Annotated in this window: 16 protein-coding genes; 9 read left to right on the top strand and 7 right to left on the bottom strand. The window is 51.5% G+C overall.

Going from position 1 to position 20,715, the window contains the following annotated elements:
• Nucleotides 1–44: 44 nt before the first annotated feature.
• Nucleotides 45–3,353: a DNA-directed RNA polymerase subunit beta gene (gene rpoB, locus D082_RS11810; RefSeq protein WP_028947449.1), complete on the top strand. Its 3,309-nt coding sequence runs from the start codon at nucleotides 45–47 to the stop codon at nucleotides 3,351–3,353.
• A gap of 107 nt (nucleotides 3,354–3,460) precedes the next feature.
• A complete protein-coding gene (locus tag D082_RS11805) occupies nucleotides 3,461–7,417 on the top strand; it encodes a DNA-directed RNA polymerase subunit beta'' (RefSeq protein ID WP_028947450.1) in 3,957 nt (1,318 codons plus the stop codon).
• Between the two features lie 111 nt (nucleotides 7,418–7,528).
• On the opposite strand, the gene rnhA is transcribed toward D082_RS11805, so the two are convergent.
• A complete protein-coding gene (rnhA, locus tag D082_RS11800; RefSeq protein ID WP_028947451.1) occupies nucleotides 7,529–8,011 on the bottom strand; it encodes a ribonuclease HI in 483 nt (160 codons plus the stop codon).
• An 83-nt stretch (nucleotides 8,012–8,094) separates the two neighbouring features.
• Here rnhA and D082_RS11795 point away from each other — a divergent pair, with 83 nt between their 5' ends.
• The gene (locus D082_RS11795) at nucleotides 8,095–8,475 is read left to right on the top strand and encodes a hypothetical protein (RefSeq protein WP_051738835.1); all 381 of its coding nucleotides are present in this window, start codon (nucleotides 8,095–8,097) and stop codon (nucleotides 8,473–8,475) included.
• Here the strand turns inward: D082_RS11795 and D082_RS11790 are convergent.
• Together D082_RS11790 and queD are read right to left on the bottom strand one after the other, a co-directional pair.
• Nucleotides 8,450–10,846: a GspE/PulE family protein gene (locus D082_RS11790; protein ID WP_028947452.1), complete on the bottom strand. Its 2,397-nt coding sequence runs from the start codon at nucleotides 10,844–10,846 to the stop codon at nucleotides 8,450–8,452. The two genes, D082_RS11795 and D082_RS11790, sit on opposite strands and share 26 nt — an antisense overlap.
• A 225-nt stretch (nucleotides 10,847–11,071) precedes the next feature.
• Complete coding sequence (queD, locus tag D082_RS11785; RefSeq protein ID WP_028947453.1) at nucleotides 11,072–11,461, bottom strand: 6-carboxytetrahydropterin synthase QueD; 390 nt, start codon at nucleotides 11,459–11,461, stop codon at nucleotides 11,072–11,074.
• A gap of 218 nt (nucleotides 11,462–11,679) precedes the next feature.
• Here queD and gmhA point away from each other — a divergent pair, with 218 nt between their 5' ends.
• The 3 genes from gmhA (at nucleotide 11,680) to D082_RS11770 (ending at nucleotide 14,125) form a co-directional block, all read left to right on the top strand.
• Nucleotides 11,680–12,264 (top strand): D-sedoheptulose 7-phosphate isomerase, encoded by a 585-nt coding sequence (gmhA, locus tag D082_RS11780; protein WP_028947454.1) that lies wholly within the window; start codon nucleotides 11,680–11,682, stop codon nucleotides 12,262–12,264.
• Between the two features lie 98 nt (nucleotides 12,265–12,362).
• Nucleotides 12,363–12,932 (top strand): HAD-IIIA family hydrolase, encoded by a 570-nt coding sequence (locus tag D082_RS11775; protein WP_081857650.1) that lies wholly within the window; start codon nucleotides 12,363–12,365, stop codon nucleotides 12,930–12,932.
• The gene (locus tag D082_RS11770) at nucleotides 12,929–14,125 is read left to right on the top strand and encodes a hypothetical protein (RefSeq protein ID WP_028947456.1); all 1,197 of its coding nucleotides are present in this window, start codon (nucleotides 12,929–12,931) and stop codon (nucleotides 14,123–14,125) included. Before D082_RS11775 ends, D082_RS11770 begins: the two co-directional genes overlap by 4 nt.
• Nucleotides 14,126–14,169: 44 nt before the next feature.
• Here D082_RS11770 and D082_RS11765 read toward each other — a convergent pair whose 3' ends face one another.
• Both D082_RS11765 and D082_RS11760 read right to left on the bottom strand, forming a co-directional pair.
• Nucleotides 14,170–14,937, bottom strand: coding sequence for a hypothetical protein (locus D082_RS11765; RefSeq protein ID WP_028947457.1), 768 nt, complete (start codon nucleotides 14,935–14,937; stop codon nucleotides 14,170–14,172).
• A gap of 23 nt (nucleotides 14,938–14,960) precedes the next feature.
• The gene (locus D082_RS11760) at nucleotides 14,961–17,726 is read right to left on the bottom strand and encodes a DNA topoisomerase (ATP-hydrolyzing) subunit A (protein WP_028947458.1); all 2,766 of its coding nucleotides are present in this window, start codon (nucleotides 17,724–17,726) and stop codon (nucleotides 14,961–14,963) included.
• A 90-nt stretch (nucleotides 17,727–17,816) separates the two neighbouring features.
• Here D082_RS11760 and D082_RS11755 point away from each other — a divergent pair, with 90 nt between their 5' ends.
• Together D082_RS11755 and D082_RS11750 are read left to right on the top strand one after the other, a co-directional pair.
• The gene (locus D082_RS11755; protein ID WP_028947459.1) at nucleotides 17,817–18,224 is read left to right on the top strand and encodes a response regulator; all 408 of its coding nucleotides are present in this window, start codon (nucleotides 17,817–17,819) and stop codon (nucleotides 18,222–18,224) included.
• Nucleotides 18,225–18,368: 144 nt separating this feature from the next.
• Nucleotides 18,369–19,199 carry a zinc-dependent peptidase gene (locus D082_RS11750; RefSeq protein WP_028947460.1) on the top strand — a complete coding sequence of 277 codons (831 nt, stop codon included), beginning with the start codon at nucleotides 18,369–18,371 and terminating at the stop codon, nucleotides 19,197–19,199.
• On the opposite strand, the gene D082_RS11745 is transcribed toward D082_RS11750, so the two are convergent.
• Both D082_RS11745 and D082_RS11740 read right to left on the bottom strand, forming a co-directional pair.
• The gene (locus D082_RS11745) at nucleotides 19,182–19,649 is read right to left on the bottom strand and encodes a PPC domain-containing protein (RefSeq protein ID WP_028947461.1); all 468 of its coding nucleotides are present in this window, start codon (nucleotides 19,647–19,649) and stop codon (nucleotides 19,182–19,184) included. The two genes, D082_RS11750 and D082_RS11745, sit on opposite strands and share 18 nt — an antisense overlap.
• Entirely contained in the window at nucleotides 19,642–20,286 is a 645-nt protein-coding gene (locus tag D082_RS11740; RefSeq protein ID WP_028947462.1) for a hypothetical protein, read from the bottom strand. Before D082_RS11740 ends, D082_RS11745 begins: the two co-directional genes overlap by 8 nt.
• A gap of 75 nt (nucleotides 20,287–20,361) precedes the next feature.
• Here D082_RS11740 and D082_RS11735 point away from each other — a divergent pair, with 75 nt between their 5' ends.
• Nucleotides 20,362–20,601 (top strand): hypothetical protein, encoded by a 240-nt coding sequence (locus D082_RS11735; RefSeq protein WP_028947463.1) that lies wholly within the window; start codon nucleotides 20,362–20,364, stop codon nucleotides 20,599–20,601.
• Nucleotides 20,602–20,715: the final 114 nt, after the last annotated feature.

Below are 20,715 nucleotides of genomic sequence, written 5' to 3'. Positions count from 1 at the left end.
CTTGATTCCAACCATCGCAATTTTTCGGAGACTTCTGAGCCACCATGACTAACCTTGCCACCACGATGTTGCCCGATTTAATCGAAATCCAACACGCTAGTTTCCACTGGTTTTTGGAGGAAGGTTTAATCGAGGAATTGAATAGTTTTTCCCCCATTTCTGACTACACAGGCAAGTTAGAACTCCATTTTTTGGGCAAAGATTACAAGCTCAAACAACCCAAGTACGACGTTGACGAATCGAAACGACGGGATGCAAGCTACTCGGTGCAAATGTATGTGCCCACCCGTTTAATCAACAAGGAAACTGGAGAAATTAAGGAGCAGGAAGTCTTCATCGGCGATCTCCCCCTGATGACGGAACGGGGAACCTTTATTATCAACGGTGCCGAGCGGGTCATCGTCAACCAAATTGTGCGATCACCGGGGGTTTACTACAAAAAAGAATTAGACAAAAACGGCCGTCGTACCTACTCCGCTTCCCTCATTCCCAACCGGGGAGCCTGGCTCAAGTTTGAAACCGACAAAAACGGCTTGGTCTACGTCCGCATTGATAAAACCCGTAAGCTATCCGCCCAGGTCCTCCTCAAGGCGATCGGTCTGAGCGATAACGAAATTCTCGACTCCCTCAGCCATCCGGAGTTTTACCAAAAAACCCTAGACAAGGAAGGGAATCCCACAGAAGAAGAAGCCTTGGTGGAACTATACAAAAAACTCCGTCCCGGTGAACCCCCCACTGTTAGTGGCGGCCAACAGTTACTCGAATCCCGTTTCTTTGACCCCGAACGTTATGACCTCGGTCGGGTCGGGCGCTACAAACTTAACAAAAAACTACGGCTCAACGAAGCGGATACCACCCGGGTACTGACCCCCCAAGATATCCTCGCCGCCATTAACTATCTAATCAATTTGGAATTCGATGTAGGTACCACCGACGACATCGACCACTTGGGTAATCGTAGGGTACGGTCCGTAGGGGAACTGTTGCAGAACCAAATCCGGGTAGGCTTGAACCGCCTGGAGCGGATTATTCGGGAGCGCATGACCGTTAGTGAGTCCGATGCTCTTACCCCCGCCTCCCTGGTGAACCCCAAGCCTCTGGTGGCAGCTATTAAGGAGTTCTTTGGTTCCTCTCAACTTTCCCAGTTCATGGACCAAACCAATCCCCTGGCGGAGTTGACCCATAAACGTCGTATTTCTGCCCTCGGCCCTGGAGGTCTAACTCGGGAGCGGGCTGGCTTTGCGGTGCGGGATATTCACCCTTCCCACCACGGCCGCATTTGCCCAGTGGAAACGCCAGAAGGCCCCAACGCCGGTTTAATCGGCTCCTTGGCCACCTGTGCCCGGGTCAATGATTACGGTTTCATTGAAACTCCCTATTTTCGAGTGGAAAGTGGTCGAGTCAGGAAGGATTTAGACCCTGTTTACCTCACCGCCGATGAAGAAGATGACATGCGGGTAGCCCCCGGGGACATTCCCACCGACGAAGAGGGGAACATCATTGGCGAATCAGTACCTATTCGCTACCGCCAGGAATTTTCCACTACCAGCCCAGAACAGGTAGACTATGTTGCCGTGTCTCCGGTGCAAATTATTTCCGTTGCCACCTCCATGATTCCCTTCCTGGAGCACGATGATGCTAACCGGGCCCTGATGGGATCCAACATGCAACGCCAAGCGGTGCCCCTGTTGCGCCCCGAAAGGCCGTTGGTGGGTACAGGTTTGGAAGCCCAGGCTGCTCGCGACTCAGGTATGGTGATTGTTTCCCGCACCCATGGCATTGTCACCTATGTGGATGCCACGGAAATTCGGGTGCAACCCCACTCCCCCGACAATCCAGAGGAAAAAGGGGAAGAAATCGTTTACCCGATCCAGAAATATCAGCGCTCTAACCAAGACACCTGTTTAAATCAGCGTCCCCTAGTCTATGCCGGGGAAGATGTGGTGCCAGGACAGGTGCTGGCGGACGGTTCTGCTACGGAAGGGGGAGAGTTAGCCCTGGGACAAAACATCCTTGTGGCCTATATGCCCTGGGAAGGCTATAACTACGAGGACGCCATTCTCATCAGTGAACGGCTAGTCTATGACGACGTTTACACTAGTATCCACATCGAAAAGTTTGAAATTGAGGCTCGCCAGACCAAACTAGGGCCCGAAGAAATCACCCGGGAAATTCCCAATGTCGGGGAAGATGCCCTGCGTAATTTGGACGAAAACGGTATCATCCGCATCGGTGCTTGGGTGGAATCCGGTGACATTCTGGTGGGCAAAGTAACTCCCAAAGGGGAAGCAGACCAGCCCCCAGAGGAAAAACTCCTGCGGGCCATTTTCGGCGAGAAAGCCCGAGATGTGCGGGATAATTCCCTGCGGGTGCCCAACGGTGAAAAAGGTCGGGTGGTGGATGTACGGGTCTTCACCCGGGAGAAAGGGGATGAACTGCCCCCCGGCGCTAATATGGTTGTGCGGATCTACGTTGCTCAGAAACGCAAAATCCAAGTGGGAGACAAAATGGCCGGTCGCCACGGGAATAAAGGGATTATTTCCCGCATTTTGCCCATTGAAGATATGCCCTATCTCCCAGATGGTCGCCCCATTGACATTGCCCTCAATCCCCTGGGGGTTCCTTCCCGGATGAACGTGGGCCAGGTGTTTGAATGTTTGCTGGGTTGGGCTGGGGAAAACCTGGGTGTGCGCTTCAAAATTACCCCCTTTGATGAGATGTACGGGGAAGAAGCATCTCGGGACACAGTCCATGGCTTGCTAGAGGAAGCATCCCAACGCCCCAACAAAGACTGGGTATTTAACCAAGACCATCCCGGCAAAATCCAGGTGTTTGATGGTCGTACTGGAGAGCCCTTTGACCGACCCATTACGGTGGGCCAAGCTTACATGCTCAAACTAGTACATTTGGTGGACGATAAGATCCATGCCCGCTCCACTGGGCCCTATTCCCTTGTTACCCAACAGCCTTTGGGGGGTAAAGCCCAACAGGGGGGGCAACGGTTTGGAGAAATGGAAGTGTGGGCCTTGGAAGCCTATGGCGCCGCGTACATTTTGCAGGAATTACTCACCGTTAAATCCGATGATATGCAAGGCCGCAATGAAGCCCTCAATGCCATTGTCAAAGGTAAGAGTATTCCCCGCCCCGGCACCCCGGAATCCTTCAAGGTGCTAATGCGGGAACTCCAGTCCCTTGGTTTGGACATTGCAGCTCACAAGGTGCAGTTGTCCGAAGACGGGGAAAGTGCCGACGCAGAGGTGGATTTGATGATTGATAGCCAGCGCCGGGCCCCTAACCGCCCCACCTATGAATCCCTCCACACTGAGGAGGATTTGGAAGAGGAGGAAGTGTAGTTTTCCCGGTGCCTTAGCTTCGTTTCCCTGGAGGATGGCGATCGCCTAGGGTCTAATCCTCCTGCCCTCTTAATTGCCTTGCCCCCTAATCTCAATCTTGGAGCGTTATGACGTTTTATAACTACACCATCGACAAAGGCCGTCTTAAAAAACTCATTGCCCTTGCCTATCGTCGTTACGGTTCCGCCCGGTGTTCGCAGTTGGCCGATGAACTGAAGGAATTAGGTTTTCGCTTTGCCACTAAGGCAGGGGTTTCCATCAGCGTCGATGACCTGACCATCCCTCCGGAAAAGAAACAGATGCTGGAGGCGGCGGAAAAGGAAATTCGTATCACCGAAGAGCGGTATGCCCGGGGGGAAATCACCGAGGTGGAACGATTCCAAAAGGTAATTGATACCTGGAATAGCACTTCGGAAGAGTTGAAAGACCAGGTGGTGGTTAACTTCCGCAAAACCGATCCCCTCAACTCCGTGTATATGATGGCTTTCTCCGGTGCCCGGGGGAACATGAGCCAGGTGAGGCAATTGGTGGGGATGCGGGGGTTGATGGCGGATCCCCAAGGGGAGATTATTGACTTACCCATTAAAACCAATTTTCGGGAGGGGCTGACCGTTACCGAATACGTAATTTCTTCCTACGGTGCCCGTAAGGGTCTGGTGGATACGGCTCTGCGGACGGCGGACTCCGGTTACCTTACCCGTCGTTTGGTAGATGTTTCCCAGGATGTGATTGTGCGGGAACAGGACTGTGGTACGGAACGCAGTCTGCGGGTCACAGCGATGACCGACGGGGACCAGGTAAAAATTAGCCTGGCCGATCGCCTGTTTGGTCGTTTGCTGGCCAAGGATGTGGTGAGTCCTGATGGGGAAATCATTGCCAAACGCAATGATGAAATTGATGAAGCGTTGGCTAACCGTATTGCCGCCGTTACCGATGAGGTTTATGTCCGATCGCCGTTGACCTGTGAAGCGGCCCGGTCCGTTTGCCAGAACTGCTACGGCTGGAGCTTAGCCCACGGTCACAAAGTTGATTTAGGAGAAGCGGTGGGTATCATTGCCGCCCAATCCATTGGGGAGCCCGGCACTCAGTTAACCATGCGGACCTTCCACACTGGGGGGGTATTCACCGGGGAAGTGGCTCGCCAGGAAAAAGCTCCGGACAATGGCACCGTCAAATGGGGTAAAGGACTCAACACCCGCAAAGTCCGTACCCGCCACGGTGAAGATGCGGAGCAGGTGGAAATTGCTGGGGATCTAATTTGGAAAGGGGAAGGTAAAAAAGCCGCCACCCAAACCTATTCCCTTACCCCCGGTTCCCTACTGTTTGTACAGGATGGGCAGACAGTGACCGCGGGACAATTAATGACGGAAATTTCCCTTTCTAAAACCCAACGTTCCACGGAGCGGGCTACCAAAGACGTGGCCGGGGACTTGGCTGGGGAAGTGTTATTTGATCGCCTAGTGCCGGAGGAAAAAACCGATCGCCAGGGTAATACCACCCGCATTGCCCAACGGGGGGGACTGGTGTGGATTCTATCCGGGGAAGTGTATAACCTACCTCCTGGGGCGGAGCCAGTGGTTAAAAATGACGAGCAGGTGGAAGTCGGTAGCATCATGGCCGAAACCAAGCTGGTCACCAACGATGGTGGGGTGGTACGCCTAGTGAGTAACCGAGAAATTGAAATCATCACCGCTTCCGTCTTGCTAGACCAGGCCCAGGTCAAGCTAGAAAGCAGTGGTGGCCGGGAACAATACGTCATCTACACTGCCGATAAGCAACGGTTCCTGCTCAAGGCCGCTCCCGGTACCAAGGTGCAGAACCACAGCATTGTGGCGGAATTGATTGATGACCGATACCGCACCACCACCGGAGGCATGATTCGCTACGCCGGAGTGGAAGTGGCCAAGGGGGGCCGCAAACAGGGCTACGAAGTCACCAAGGGAGGCACCCTGCTCTGGATTCCAGAAGAAACCCACGAAATTAACAAAGACATTTCCCTGTTAATTGTGGAAGACGGCCAGTATGTGGAAGCAGGCACGGAGGTGGTCAAGGACATTTTCTGCCAATCCAGCGGCATCGTCGAAGTGGTACAGAAAAATGATATTCTGCGGGAAATTATCATCAAGCCAGGGGATTTCTACCAAGATGTGGACCCCGGTTCGGTGAAAATCGAAAGCGGCCAATTGCTCCAGCCAGGACAAGATGTATTTCCCGGTGTCACCGTTAGCACCCTCAGCCAAGCGGAATGGATTGAAAGTCCCGAAGGCAATGGTTTGCTCCTCCGGCCAGTGGAAGAGTACAAGGTGTTTGATGAACCCGCCGCTCCCTCCCAGGGTTCCCAAAACGAAGAAGGGGGTCGCCACATTGAGTTACGTTCCGTTCAGCGTCTGTTCTACAAAGATGGCGATCGGGTGAAATCCGTGGAAGGGGCCCCCCTGCTCAGCACTCAACTAGTACTTGAGATTTACGGTAGCGGTAGTGAAGGTATTTCCCACCTTTCCGCCGACATTGAACTCCAGGACGATGAAGAGGAAGATTGCCAGCGTCTACAGTTGGTGATTTTGGAATCCTTGGTACTGCGCCGGGATCAAGAATCTGATCCCCTCGGTGGAGCGTCCAAAACCCGCCTACTGGTGCAGGATGGGGATCAAATTCCCCCAGGGGCGGTGGTGGCCCGCACTGAAATCCAATGTAAGGAGGCCGGTATTGTCCGGGGTATTAAAGAAGGGCAAGAATCCATTCGTCGGGTACTGCTGGAGCGGGAAGCCGATCGCCTGGTGATGGATTTACCCGGTGCCCCCGATGTCAAACCAGGGCAACTACTGGTGGCAGGTCAGGAATTGCTACCCGGTGTCAAACTGGAAGAGTCCGGCAAAGTGCTGGAAATCAATGGCAAAGGGGACAAATATCAGTTAGTGCTACGGCGGGCTCGGCCCTATCGAGTTTCCCCTGGGGCAGTGCTCCACATCGAAGACGGAGACCTGGTGCAACGGGGCGATAACCTTGTACTGCTGGTGTTTGAGCGGGCCAAGACCGGGGATATTGTTCAGGGTTTACCCCGGATTGAAGAACTTTTGGAAGCCCGTAAACCCAAAGAAGCCTGCGTTCTAGCCCGGGCCCCTGGGGTCTGTCAGGTGGAATACCTGGAAGATGAAAGCGTGGACATTAAAGTGCTGGAAGATGACGGCACCGTGAGCGAATATCCCCTCCTACCGGGGCAAAACGCCATGGTCACCGATGGTCAACGCATTGATGTGGGCCATGCCCTCACCGATGGTTACAACAATCCCCACGAAATTTTAGATGTGTTCTTCAACTACTACGTGGATAAGGATGGTTGTTACCAAGCAGCCCTGAAAGGTCTCCAAGCAGCGCAAAAATTCCTCGTCAACGAAGTGCAAACGGTTTATCAATCCCAAGGGGTGGATATTTCCGACAAACATATTGAGGTAATTGTGCGGCAGATGACCGCTAAGGTCCGCATCGACGATGGGGGAGATACTACCATGCTCCCAGGGGAACTGGTGGAATTACGCCAAGTGGAACAGGTTAACGAAGCCATGGGCATCACCGGCAGTGCTCCGGCCCGCTATACCCCCGTATTGCTCGGTATCACTAAGGCTTCTTTAAACACGGATAGTTTCATCAGTGCGGCTTCTTTCCAAGAAACCACCCGGGTACTCACTGAAGCGGCGATCGAAGGCAAGTCAGACTGGCTACGGGGACTAAAGGAAAACGTCATTATTGGTCGTCTAATTCCTGCGGGTACTGGCTTCAGTAGCCATGAGGAGGTGTTGGGATTAATTGAAACCCAGGATGATATCCAGGGCTATATGATTGAGCCAATGGAATTGCCAACGGCGAAGAAAAAGGCCAGCGCCACTAAGGTGAAAACTAAAAAAGTTGAAGCCGATGATGATCTCTTGGATGACACCAGGGCCCGAGCCTACGCAGGGAACCAGCTTGGTCAGGATGAGGAGGAATTTACCGAAACCTACGACACTGACGAGGATGATTTTGAAATGGACGACATGGATGACGATGATTTTGATGACGAGGATTAAAACTAATCCTTTGACCCCAGGTCATTAAACCATCTATTTTTTCTTTCCCTTTGAAGCACTCAGCTAAGTTTCCCTTCCCTAGCATTGGGGGAGGGATTATTTTTGTTCGGCTCAGAACTTGCCAAAGCCCTTATCCACTAAGCTGGGATTGTTTTGGTAGGCCGCCACCGCTAGGCGATCGCACCGTTCATTTTCTTTATTGCCAGCATGGGCTTTGACCCACTGAAAGGTGACCTGGTGTTTTTTGCATAGGGCTAACATTATTTCCCAGAGATCCGGATTTTTAGCCTTTTCCTTGGCGTTTCTTTGCCATCCTTGCGCTTGCCATTTCTTGGCCCAGCCCTTAGTCATTGCATCCACCACATAGCGGGAATCGCTGTAGAGCAACACCTGGGAGGGTTCTTCCAAATAACTTAAAGCGGCGATCGCCCCCATCATTTCCATGCGGTTATTGGTGGTCATTTTATAACCGGCAGACAACTCCTCTCGGCGACCATCACCGTAAAGAATCACTGCCCCATAGCCTCCAGGGCCAGGGTTTCTCGAGCAGGCACCATCGGTGTAGAGGGTTACAGAGTTTGCAGTGGGAGCCATGGAAAAATTCAACAAGGTTAATGGGAGAATGGGAGAAAGGAGAAACGCAAAGCTAGGACGCCAAGCAGGATGGGAAATTTAAAGTGAGCGAAGATCGTTTTGCCGACACGAAACTGATACGCCTACAGCTTTGTTTATATCTGCTTCCCGTAGTGGGCATATTACCGTCCCTGTGGCAGTTGCGCCAGCCGGAGCAGGGCAATGGTCAAGTTTTTCGGCAACGCCGTCATGTCAGCCGTCGGTCACTACAGTTCACCCTAGGCTGGTTGGGATTGTACTTATTACTTTGGGGGGCAGGGCAAGGGGTCGGTGAATTGGCCGCTTTTCGCCTAATGTATCTCAACGGCTTAATTACCAGTGGTTATTTTGTGGTCTGTTTGATTTGGATGGGTAGGATTTTTTTTCAGCCATTGGTCGCCCCTGACAAACGATTCGTAGTTACCAAGGATCGATCACCGACTTAAACGGATTGAATTTGTCCTGCCCAGGGTTATCTAATGGCTCTTCGCTGATGAAAGTTGCTTCTTTGGCATCTAGGGCCGGGGGCAGAGGGTTCAGTTCATCAATCAATAGTTCTTCAATGTCATTGAAATCCCCCAATAGGGTTGCATCCTGGTCTTCTTTTGGTTTGGGCTTTTTATGGGCTGATAAATCTTCTAGGGCCCTTAGTTCCGCCATTAGATCTAGGTTTAAATGGGGCGCCGGCGCTGGACGGGTTCTCGAAGGACGATCGCCGGCCATTTTTTTAAGATCCGCCAGGGCTTGATTGAGTTCCTGTACGGAGTTTTCCAGTTGTTGTAGACGTTGCCACCACTGGTCATTGGGGGCTGAATCTTCTGCTCCCTGACTTTGAACTAGGGCTGGGGCAACCGCTCCCGTGGGAGCATTCTGGGGGGATAGTTGCCGGGGCAATTGGGGAAAAAGTCGGTTCACCTCTTCGAGGGTGGTGACACCTTGGCTCACTAAGGCGATCGCCGTGCGGGCTGGGCTAGCAATGCCAGCTTGGTTGAGACCGCTAATAATTTCCCCATGGGAACAGGGGGCACTGACCAACTGTTGTAACTCCGGGGTGATGGGCACCACCTCAAAAACCCCTGTCATACCTGCATAACCCAGGCCGTGGCATTGGCGACAGAGACGACTTTTGATCATGGGTTGGGCCATTAATTCCACGCTCAAACTATTAGCCCGGTAAATGGGACCCTGGGGTAGACCAAAACGCTGCTGCTCTTCCGGTGTGACATCCACCCTCAAACGACAGGCGGGACAAACCTGGCGCACTAACCGTTGGGAAACAATGCCCTTGAGATGTTGCCCCAGCACCGCTGGCTCAAACCATTGCTGCAATTGCATCATCGCTGAGGGAATGTCTTTGGCAATGACGGAAACAAATACCAAACGACCTTGATTGAGGGCCTGGGTGAGAGCCTGGGCTGTTTCTTCGTCCTCCAGGGGGTCCACCGCCACCACGTTGAGACTCTGTTCCTCCAGGGATTGCACTGCCCTTTCTCCGGTAAACTCTTTTTCTAGATTAACTTCTAGTTGATTAATGCCTTTGTACATATGGACGAGGGGATCGGACACTAGGGCAACGGAGCGATTTTGCCCCAACTGTTCCCCCAAAAAAGCTTCCATGGTGCTGGTTTTTCCCCCATAGGCCGCCCCAATGACCACCACTAATCCCTTAGTTTGCTGGGCCAATGTTTGCAGGCTTTCCTGTCCCTGGCGATCGCCGCATAGTTCGGTGAAATTCGGCAACTTTTCTAGGGAAGGCACCACCCGCACCAGCACTTTTTCACCGTAAAAACTGGGGAGAATGTTGACGTAGAAAAAGACCGATTGGCCGTTATAGCTCTTGCGAATGCGGGCTTTTTGGAGCACTTTGGTCTGACTGGTGTCCAAATGGGTCATGGTTTTTAGTCGGGCAACCAACTTTGGTCCCAACTCCTTGGGCAACGGTTCCAACAACATCCGTAAATTGCCCCCTTGGCGGATCCTCACTAATACCTTGGTATCCTGGGGATCAATGTGAATTTCGCTGGCCCCCTCCCGTAAGCCAAGGATCAAGATTTTATTTGCCAATTTAACTTCCGGTCCTTCTGCTTTTATCTCCGGGGTCGTGACGGAAACATCGGCTGTCGTTGGACTGGTGGAGACAGAAGAAGTCGATGATGCAGGGCTGACATTGTGCAGAGCGGCAATTTGTTGAGGTAAATCCTCAATGATTTCCGTGACTTCCACCACCGTCGCTTTGCCATCGTAGGGGTCGTCGCTAATTTCCATTGGCCCATGGGTGTTGAGGGCGGCCTGAACTCCGGGGTCTTGGTAAAGCTGGTCAATTAAATGGTCGAAATCCTCCTGGGTTACCCCCCGCCGCCGCAGGGTAAGCCGATGGGGCGCCAGTTGCCGCTGCAAAAATTGGCTTGCTTCCCGATCACTGGGGTCTACCATGACCACCAACAAAGCCCCCGGATCTTCGCGATAATGGAGGGGCAAAAAGCCATATTGACGACAGATGGGTAGGGGAAAATATCGGTTCAGTAGACTGGCGATCGCCTCGGTGTTGGCCACGGCCATTAACTGATTATGGTCAAAGAATTTCACCCCATGGATTACGGAAAGGGCAAACCGCTGTTGGGCCTGGTACTGGCGGTGCAGTTCCTCGGGTAACGATTCCCCCAACATAGCTTCCACCAAAGTTGGCAGAGCAGTGCCAGTGCGGCGAGCCTCCATTAAGGCTTGGTGAATTTGGGACAGGGAAAGGTAGCCCGCTTCGATTAAAGCTTGTTCAAAGGGAGAAAGGCTAAATTCGGAGGAGTCGGAGGAAAAAACCATGGCAGGGGCGGAAAAAATAACGGTTCAGCAAACAACAACGGCAGAAACTAGTCCTAGTTTGAGAATGCCTCAGGGGAGCGAAATCCTATCAAAATTGTCCTAAATACCCAAATTGGCGGTTTAGTTTCTCCCATTGGACTTAGTACTTTTCCCTAGCTTAGACAATGGTTGACCCAGGCTAGTCTATTTTGATTCAAATCTTATCGGACTTGTTGGAAGTTTTCCCTACAACAAGCTAGATAGACGGGGAGAAAAGTAACGGGCGGCGGATGTGCAGGTTTCCAGCACTTCCACGGAATGTAAACCCGGTACCCCCGCCTCCGCCAATTTGGCAAAAATCCAAGCGGCGATCGCCTCACTGGTGGGACTTTCTAAGCCCAAACTATCGTTAAGGTAATAATGGTCAAGGTAATTTTTGATCAAGGGGTCTAAGTGGGCCTTGAGTACGCTAAAATCCATCACCATGCCCGTTTCTGAACCACTGGTTTTCAGGTGATCGCTGGCCACGTAAACTCGCCCCCGAAAACTATGGCCATGTAATCGTCGACATTTTCCTTCGTGGTGGGGCAGTTGGTGGGCCGCCTCAAAGGAAAACTCCTTATAAATAATCCACATAAAAATCCCAAACCACTATCCGCCTATCCCAAAGATTGGGAAAAACCGTTGCCAGTGGCCAAACGTCAACCCTTTTAACATTAGCCAATTTTTGCCTCCCTCGATTAAGATTAGGAACTATAATTTTGCCCCTGCCACTTTTTTGCGGTAATGGGAGTCCCTAAAAGTCGAGGCTAGATCTTGCTTGTTGCTTCAGGCTTTGAAAATGAGGATTTACTATGTCTGAGTGGGTTGAACAGCGTTTACAGTCCTTTGCGAAGGCTTTTGACCAGTCCTATTGCAGGGCCATCGAGGCCGTGGTTGATCTGATTTGCCAGAGATTCCAGGCGGGCAACAAATTGTTAGTCTGTGGCAACGGGGGGTCCGCCGCCGACGCCCAACACCTGGCTGCTGAATTTGTCGGACGTTTTTATTTCAACCGCCAAGCTCTGCCGGCGATCGCCCTAACGGCCAACAGTTCCATCCTCACTTCCGTCAGCAACGACTACACCTACGATATTGTGTTTTCCCGTCAGGTGGAAGCATTGGGGCAACCGGGGGACATTCTTTGGGGTTTGTCCACTTCTGGCAAATCTGCCAATGTGCTCCATGCGCTGAAATGTGCTAAGGATAAGGGTTTACACACCATCGGCATGGCCGGTAATAACGGTGGTTTGTTCCAAGAGTTTGCCGACTATCCCCTCTTTATCGCTGACAAAAACACCCCTTGCATCCAAGAAGTACACCTGATGACCTATCACCACATCTGTGAACAGGTGGAATCCCGTCTCTTTGCCCAAAAATCCGTTGGGGTTAAGGTTTAGTCAAAAAAAGCCGAGATTAAGCAATTGGGTGAGAAGACTTCCCCAGTTCTGATTCATGGCAAACATTTTCCCACCACAAAAATCCATCAACGATAACCTTGACTGTCCTCCGCAAAGCTCTATTCCTCGACCGTGACGGCGTAATTATTGACTATATTCCCTACCTTGGTAGGCCGGAGCAAGTGCAGTTACCGCCCGGTGCGGGACAAGCGTTAATCCAGTGGCAAAAAGCAGGTTATTTGTTAATTGTGATCACTAACCAAGCGGGCATTGGCCGGGGTTATTTCGGCCATAGCGACGTGGCGGCGGTGCACGCCAAAATTCAGGAGGAATATGGGAAGGAAGGAGTGCAGTTCACTGATTTTTTCCTTTGCCCCCACCATCCAGAGGAGGGCTGTGATTGCCGTAAACCTTCCCCTGAAATGCTCTTGCGGGCGGCGGCGCAATACCAAATTTCCCTCGAGCACTCCTACTTCATCGGTGATGCCCCCAGTGACGTTGGGGCGGCCATTGCCGCTGATTGTCAGCCAGTGGTAGTAATGACAGGGAGGGGCAAGGAAACCTGTCAGCAGTTGGAGCAATTTACGGCGCAATTAGCTAGGCCGATTCCCGTCTTTGCCAATTTGGGGCAAACTGTTACTCTGCTGACTTCTTCCTCAACCCAATGAACTCTGGCAATTCTACCGGTCAACCTTTATTTATTTCCCTGATTCCCCATTTAATGGGCGGTGAAGGCCATATTTTGCCCTACCACGGGGCGGTACGGAGATCGGTGGAGTCTTTGGGCTGGCAGTACCAAGCTTGGGTGCCCCAGGATGCGGAGGCTAATCTAGAGGAAATTGGCGATCGCCAGTGGAACATTCTTCTGCCGGAAGACTTGGAAGCGGAGGGGAGCATGGTGGCAAAAATAACCCGTCTTCCCCAGGCCATGCAATGTGGTGATGTGTTAGCTCAACAACTACAATCGTTGTTGGCCAATGGCGAAAATGGACCAGTTATTCTTTTTTTAGAGCGCTTTATCCATCTTCAACTTTTTGCTATCTGGTGGGGTCTGCGGCAACTTTCCCCCCAAGCTCGGCAACGATTACATTTTTGGCTACTGTACCGTCGGGATGTTCATTTAGACCAAACCCGTTCTGTTTACCACTGGCTCCATCAAAGTTTGCGGAAATTATTACCCCCGCCCCAATGCCAATTTTTAACGGACAGTGAATCCCTCGGGCGATCTCTCCAGGATTATTTTCGGCAACCATTCACGGTTATGCCCATTCCCCACACGGATTTTGCCGAGGTTGTACCTCTATCTGTAAAGGCTGATCCAATCCTTTGCTGGTGGCCCGGCTCCCCCAGGGAAGAAAAAGGTTGGTCGGTGATGGGAAATTTGGTTTCATTTCCCACGGACAATCTGCCTAACCTGCCCAAACTTAAGGTGATTGCAGCGGAGGCTTCTGGGTTAAAAAACGATGGCAAGGGAATAGAAGTTCATTTAATTGGCGATCGCCTGACAAGGGAGGAGTATGCCGCCTGGCTCAATCAAGTCCAGGTCATTTTGCTACCCTACGACCGAGAAGCCTATGCAGAGAGAACTTCGGGGATTTTCACCGAGGCCATCATTGCAGAGCGCTTACCTTTGGTATCCCCAGCAACTTGGATGGCTAGGGAACTGGAGCAGTACGGTCTTAGCAATTTAGTGGTGAACTGGCAGGAACCTTCCCAAGTATGGGCAGACGTTGCCCCAAAGTTAGCTGATCCCATCATCCGTCGGAGGTTGGCTGCCATGGGCCAAACCTACCGCCAACGTCACAGCTTAGAAAGTTATGCCAAAACCTTGCAGCAATTGGGCGATCTGATACCCTCTTAGTTGAAATTGACTATGACCGTGAACCTTACAAAACAAATAAGGCCCTAAAAACTTTGCCCCACTTCCAGATAGCGAGTTTTTCCTTGACGGGACAGAATTGCCTGCTGACTATTAACCGCCGCCAATTGCCAACCGCTACTACCGATCGCCTCACCAATTTGAATGCGTTGGGTCATGCCATTCCAGCGGAACAAAGCTGAAGAAAGCTCGCCGGATTCCAATACACCCACTAAATCGTGTTTAGTGCTGCTGGGCACCATGGGCACTGCCGGGGGAGCCACGGCTACGGGTTGGGGGGGAGCTGCCGTGGTTGGAGCTGCCTGGCCATTGGGATAAACAGGGTAATAATACCTTTCCACTACAGTGGTGCTGCCGGGGGCTGCCATGGGGGCACCATTACCTTGCCCATTTTGGGCTATGGCGCCGGGGGGCGGAGGAGGTAGAGGAATGCTTTGGTTAGCAGGGGCGATCGCCACCGTTTGTGGATGGGGAGTTACCGGAGAAACCACGCCATTGGCCGGGGGGGAAGCTGGGAGTGTTTGGGGTTGCTTTAGGGTTTCCAGGGATTGTTGCAAATAAACAATAAACTCTTCATCCGCTTGATCCACGGTCACCGTTTCCGTCGTAGATGCCACAGAGTCAGTGGACTGGCGGGATTGAAACAGCAGCCAAGAGCTAACCAAAAGCAGATATAAAATGCCTCCCCCCAGGAAAATTTTGTCAATATTTTTTAGCCACCAGGGTTTGGCTGATCTGCCCAATCCTTCATATTTGTCCATTGTCCCCACCCACGGAAAAAAGATGTTGCCCATTCTAGCCCAAAATTTCCCCGACGCTAACCAAGGTGAGCTACTTGGGCAGTTAAATATTCCCCTCCGTTAAGGTCTACTAGGCGATCGCCAAAGCCATCCTTACCCCAGAGTCGGAACTGATCAGCCCGGACAGAATGGAGTCGTTGTTGATTACTGTAAAAATCGTAGCCATTATCCAGGGCACCGGGGGCATTATGTTCCGCCACCATGGTCAACAAACGATCTTCTTTACTGGTAAACTGCATCACTGTTGTGCCTAATTCGCCGAAATTAACCAGGCGCACGGCAGTTAAATCTAAACGTTTGCCATAGCCTGCCTGAGTCAAGAGCAAAACCCTATCCCCCGGCGACGTCATCAGTACTCCCACTAAACTTTCCGTTGGACGAAGCGGCATTGCTTCCTGGCCCTGGGCGCTGGGACTAGAACAGGTTAAACCAACTTGGGCTGGATCAAACCGTAGTAAACGTCCATTGCTAGTTGCAATAACCAAATTTTTACCTGGATTTTGGGCAGAGTCCGAATTAACTGGCGTAACCCATTGGGCAAACTGAAGATGATCGCCATTTTTTAACTTGATTAAACTTAAACCCCGCTGGCCCAACTCTTGCAACTCCTGACCAGCTAGCAGTTTGACCCGACCCTGCTGACTAACTAAGAGTAAATCCTGGGGCTGTTCTGGGGGCGGTAAAAATCCCTGGAAAGCTACGGCGGTGGCATCCCGCTGGGCTGATTTAGGCAGAATTTGTAACAAGGGAATGCGGGTAACAGCCAAAGGGGGAATATCCGCAATGGCGACTGGAAAAGTTTTGCCATGGTCGCCAATGACAATGAGATTTTCCCGCCCTTGAATGGAGAATTGCTGATCCAAGGGTTCAAAACTGTTGGCGGAGGTCAGCTCTTCCGGGTGCCAGGCGATTTCCCCCTGCAAATTAATACTCAGAAAGGCCTCCGCTGGGGGTGTTTGGGGCGTGAAGAGGGTGAGGGGACTTTTCTCAGCGACAGAAACGAGTTTGCTATGGGCGGCTATTATTTCCGGGCTTGGTTGGGCTTCTTGTTTGACGCTTTTGGGGGTTGGTTTTACAGCTAGGTTTAGATTATCCTGTTTTACTTCTGGAGCGGAATCTAGCGTTGGGGAGGGAAATTTTTCTAACACCAACTGTTCTTGCTCTGATTCCCCGGGGATATGGGACCCATTTTCCTTTTCTGTGGCTAACTGGCTTTCCACCAAGGGGATTGTCGGTTCAAGTGATTGGTTTTCATCCACAGGTAGAGGCTCAATTTTGGCTGGCATACCCTGCAAAATTTTGGTGCGTCGCTCATCGGCAAACTTTTTCTTTAAGCCCCGCAACTCCTTCTTGAGCGCCTTTAATCTTTCCTGGCGATCGCCAATGAGGGTTTCCAACTGTTCAATGCGTTGGGCTAGATCGGTGTGTTCCTGTTGTAACTTTTCCCTTTCGAGGCCAGTGATACGGCGCATGGGCATACCCAAAATGGCGTCCCCTTGTTGGGGGGAAATGCCCAACCGTTCCTGGAGTTGAATTTTGGCGGTGGTGCCATCGGGGGCAAAACGGAGAATTTCAATCAGCGTATCTAAATTCTCTAAACCAATTAGCAAACCAGTTAATAATTCTAGCCGACGACGGTTTTCCCCCAACTCGTTTTCGTACTGTCGCAGGAGGGTATCTTCTCGGAATTGTAAAAATTCTTCGAGAATTTGCCGCAGGGACATTTGCCGGGGCTGATTATCCACCAGCGCCAGGAAAATCACGCCAAAATTACTCTGCAAAGGGGTCATACGGTAGAGCTTTTGCAAAATGGCATTGGGGTCAGCATCCCGCTTGAGCTCAATTACCACCCGCATACCGGTGCGATCGCTTTCATCCCTCAGATCGGAAATACCGTCCAGTTTGCCGTCGTTGACCAAGCTGGCAATTTTCTCAATCCAAGCCGCTTTATTGACTTGGAACGGTAACTCTGTAATGACGATCGCCGTGCGATTATGACTGCGTTTTTTCTCCCCCCGGATTATTTCGGTATGGCTAACCCCCCGCACCGGAATTAGTCCCCGCCCCGTTTGGTAAGCCTGCAAAATGCCTCCACTGTCGAGGATATGGCCGCCGGTGGGAAAATCAGGCCCCGGAATTAACTTAAATAGCTCTTGATCCGACAGGTCGGGCTTATTGATTAAACCAATCAAACCATCCACCACTTCCCCTAAGTTGTGGGGCGGAATACTAGTGGCCATGCCCACTGCAATGCCGGAGCAACCATTCAAGAGCAACAAAGGTAACTGGGCGGGAACCACGGTGGGTTCTTCCTGGGAATTGTCGAAGTTGCCGGTAAAATCAACGATCGCCTCGCTGATGCCGTCCAACATGGCCCCCATGGCAATGGGTGCTAAGCGGGTTTCGGTGTAACGCATGGCAGCGGGGGGATCATTGTCCACCGAACCGAAGTTGCCATGGCCGGCCAACAGAGGATAACGACTGGAAAAATCCTGCACCATCCGCACCAGGGCATCGTACACGGACTGGTCACCGTGGGGATGGTATTTGCCCAACACGTCCCCCACCACCCGGGCACATTTCCTAAAGGGGCGATCGGGGGTTAAACCCAACTCGTACATGGCGTAGAGAATGCGGCGATGCACTGGTTTTAAGCCATCCCGCACATCGGGTAACGCCCGCCCCACAATCACACTCATGGCGTATTCCAGATAGGAACGTTCCATTTCTTCGTGGAGATCGGTGGGGATAATTTGACCGCTGGGGAAAGATTTTCTGGCCATGCCGCTGGGAACCTGTGCGCTCGTCAATTCGCGGCCAATGTTAGCATTGGAAAGGCTGATTCTCCTGCCCACTTTGCCGAGTACAGTTTTATGACAACGGTTCTCATCGTCGAAGACGACCCCATGAACTTCCGGGTTTTTTCCAAAATTCTTACCAAGCGGGGGGGCTTCACCGTCAAGGGCAGCGAGGATGTGGCGGAGGTATTGGCATTAGCTCGTCAAAAGGCGGTGGACGTGATTTTGATGGACGTATCCCTGTCCCGCAGTCATTACCAAGGCAAGGCCTATAACGGCATTCAAATTACCCAATTGCTCAAACAAGACCCTGCTACGGCCAGCCTACCGGTGATTTTGGTCACAGCCCATGCCATGGCCGGCGATCGGGAGTCTTTATTGGCGGAAAGTGGCGCAGAAGGTTACATTGCCAAACCGGTGGTGGATCACCAAGCTTTTGTTCAACAAATTCAAACCATCGCTGGAGGCGACCGGGCAGTTTAACCCCTTAGAGCTTATTTACGAAGTTTTGATGTGCCCCCTAAATCTCCCAACACTGGGGGACTTCCATCTAATTTTCCCCCAAACTTGGGGGGTGGGGGGCTTTTGAAACCTGCTCTTAGCCTAGAGATTTACCCGTTTTTTTTCATGTTGCCCACTGCCATTGTTCTCACCATCCTTTTGGGCATTATTGCCTACATTTGGGGCTACCCCCATTGGCTCGATTGGCGAGAAAAACAACTTTTCCATCGTCCCCTGCCCCCCCATTGGCAAGCAATTTTAGGCGATCGCCTACCTTTTTATTCCCAATTTTCCCCCCAGCAAAGGCAGAAACTAGAGGCGAAAATTCAGTTATTTCTGCAGCAAAAACAATTTATTGGTTGTAATGATTTTGTTTTAACCGATGAAGTGCGGTTGGTCATTGCCGCCCAAGCTTGCTATCTAGCGTTGGAATTAGGCAGTAATCCCTACCCCCGGCTAGATACAATCCTTGTTTACCCCGATGCTTTTCAAGTTCGGCAAATTACCTCCCCCGACGGTTACGTGGTAGAAGAAGAAGATACCATTCGAGCCGGGGAATCCTGGGATAGGGCAGGGCAATTAATCCTTGCCTGGGGTACCATCGCCTGGGATTTGGAACGGTGGCAGGACGGTCATAATGTTATTTTCCATGAGTTTGCCCACCAGTTGGATATGGGGGACGGAGCTATGAATGGAGTGCCCAAATTATCTCGCAACAATGACTATCAACGCTGGCGATCGGTCTTTACCGAGGAATACCAACAACTGCTCAGCCAGTTGGAAAATAATTTACCCACTGTCATCGACCCCTATGGAGCCACCAACCCCTGTGAATTTTTTGCGGTGGTGACGGAAACTTTTTTTGAAAAAGGGCAAGAGCTACAACGGAACCATGGGCAACTCTATCAACTTTTGCAGAAATATTATCGCCTTAATCCCCTAGGGAGCAGGCTGTAATTTCGTCACTTCTAGGGAAAATGCTCCTCCCCCAGTGGCGGCGTAGGTTTTGACTCGGACAACGTAATCCCCCGATTCAGTAATGCGGGCAAAGGCAAGGGAATTGGTTCCTCCCTCCGTACTGTCATCGTTGGCCACAATGGTGGTGCCGTCATCACCGATCAACATCACCATGGTGTCGAACTCATCGGAGCGCAGGTCAATGGATACTTGATCTCCCGCCCGGAGACTGATGCGATAATCCCTTGCAAAACCCCCTTCCCCGGTGGGCATATCCTCCACCGTTAGGCGATCGTTAATTGTTGCATTGGGACTGATGATGATGGGATTGTAAAAACTGTTTTGGTTACTTTGTCCGTAGCCTGGATTAGCAGAGAACAAAGTTAAGACTGCCGCTAAGCCGACCATTGAACTCCATCGTTTGCCGGAGGAAATTTTTGCTTTAAACATTTTCGCTTTCCTGACTGAGCACTAACTGGAGCCGATGGAGCAGATCCGATTCCTGGGTAATGGGAATGAATTGTTCAATGGAAGGGGCTGGCCCCGGGACTCGATTTGTTGGTGCTTCCCCAAACATATCGGGGGTTGTGAAATTGTCTTTACTCTGGGGCTGGATATTTTTAGGGTCACGGTGATGCCAGGGCAGGGGTGGCAGACCCTCTGGGTCAGCCAAGGAAAATTTTCGCTCTGATGATGGGGGCGATTTTTCCTGTGCCAAAGCAGGAACCTTTAACGGCCATGACTGGTCGCACAGCTTAGTCAACTCCTCCATTGATTCGTCCGTGGCGATCGCCAGAGATCTGGGCAAATTTCGGGAAACCAAGCGTTCAAACTCAGCAGAAAAGTGAAGATTAGGTTGCCCTTTTTTGTGCCAGAATTTCAGCAAATGTTCTACCGAAACCGCCTTATAACGGCCTAGGTAAAGGGCTTCGATCACCGCCAGACGAATCCACAGGGCCGAAAAATCCTTGAGCCAACTATTAATTACCTGCTTTGGGGCCAGTCCCCGCAGGTCGAAACAGTAGGCAGTCAAAAGCGAAACTGTCTGCAAAATGCCTGGATCCTTTTGAGCCTGGGATATTGTCATATTTGCGAGTGAGCCATTCTGGATAGTTCCTAGAATATTAGCTCAAGTCCAGTCTGTGAGAAAGGAGGGCAAGCTATGTTTAAACAATTGGGAGTTTTCGCTACATTCATTGCTTTTGCGGTGGCCCTGGCTGTCTCGGGTAACATTCCCAGTGAAATTACCACTTTGCCCCAACAGTCCCTCACCATTGCCCAACAATCTAAGCACCAAGCTCGTCTGCGGTTGCAACGCTCTTTACAACAACTACTCCTACGGCCCCATCGTTTTTCTGGTTCTAGCAATGGGGCAGTAAATCCCAAAGTTGAATATTTCTAAAAACTAGTAACTTAGCAACTACCAAATACGGTTGAGGTCGAGCACAATCATTTTCAAGTTGTAGGGCAAAAGCTCGGAAAATAGGCTAGCTCGAAGGGACAGCTTGGCAGATGG

It is taken from the genome of Synechocystis sp. PCC 6714 (genome assembly GCF_000478825.2).
Classification (GTDB): Bacteria; Cyanobacteriota; Cyanobacteriia; order Cyanobacteriales; family Microcystaceae; genus Synechocystis.
This window is presented reverse-complemented; position numbering and strand designations above follow the sequence as displayed.

Coding starts and splice junctions, on each gene's coding strand:
- rpoB (WP_028947449.1), top strand. CDS start 45: ATGACTAACCTTGCCACCACGATGTTGCCCGATTTAATCGAAATCCAA.
- D082_RS11805 (WP_028947450.1), top strand. CDS start 3,461: ATGACGTTTTATAACTACACCATCGACAAAGGCCGTCTTAAAAAACTC.
- rnhA (WP_028947451.1), bottom strand. CDS start 8,011: ATGGCTCCCACTGCAAACTCTGTAACCCTCTACACCGATGGTGCCTGC.
- D082_RS11790 (WP_028947452.1), bottom strand. CDS start 10,846: ATGGTTTTTTCCTCCGACTCCTCCGAATTTAGCCTTTCTCCCTTTGAA.
- queD (WP_028947453.1), bottom strand. CDS start 11,461: ATGTGGATTATTTATAAGGAGTTTTCCTTTGAGGCGGCCCACCAACTG.
- gmhA (WP_028947454.1), top strand. CDS start 11,680: ATGTCTGAGTGGGTTGAACAGCGTTTACAGTCCTTTGCGAAGGCTTTT.
- D082_RS11770 (WP_028947456.1), top strand. CDS start 12,929: ATGAACTCTGGCAATTCTACCGGTCAACCTTTATTTATTTCCCTGATT.
- D082_RS11765 (WP_028947457.1), bottom strand. CDS start 14,937: ATGGGCAACATCTTTTTTCCGTGGGTGGGGACAATGGACAAATATGAA.
- D082_RS11760 (WP_028947458.1), bottom strand. CDS start 17,726: ATGGCCAGAAAATCTTTCCCCAGCGGTCAAATTATCCCCACCGATCTC.
- D082_RS11755 (WP_028947459.1), top strand. CDS start 17,817: ATGACAACGGTTCTCATCGTCGAAGACGACCCCATGAACTTCCGGGTT.
- D082_RS11750 (WP_028947460.1), top strand. CDS start 18,369: ATGTTGCCCACTGCCATTGTTCTCACCATCCTTTTGGGCATTATTGCC.
- D082_RS11745 (WP_028947461.1), bottom strand. CDS start 19,649: ATGTTTAAAGCAAAAATTTCCTCCGGCAAACGATGGAGTTCAATGGTC.
- D082_RS11740 (WP_028947462.1), bottom strand. CDS start 20,286: ATGACAATATCCCAGGCTCAAAAGGATCCAGGCATTTTGCAGACAGTT.
- D082_RS11735 (WP_028947463.1), top strand. CDS start 20,362: ATGTTTAAACAATTGGGAGTTTTCGCTACATTCATTGCTTTTGCGGTG.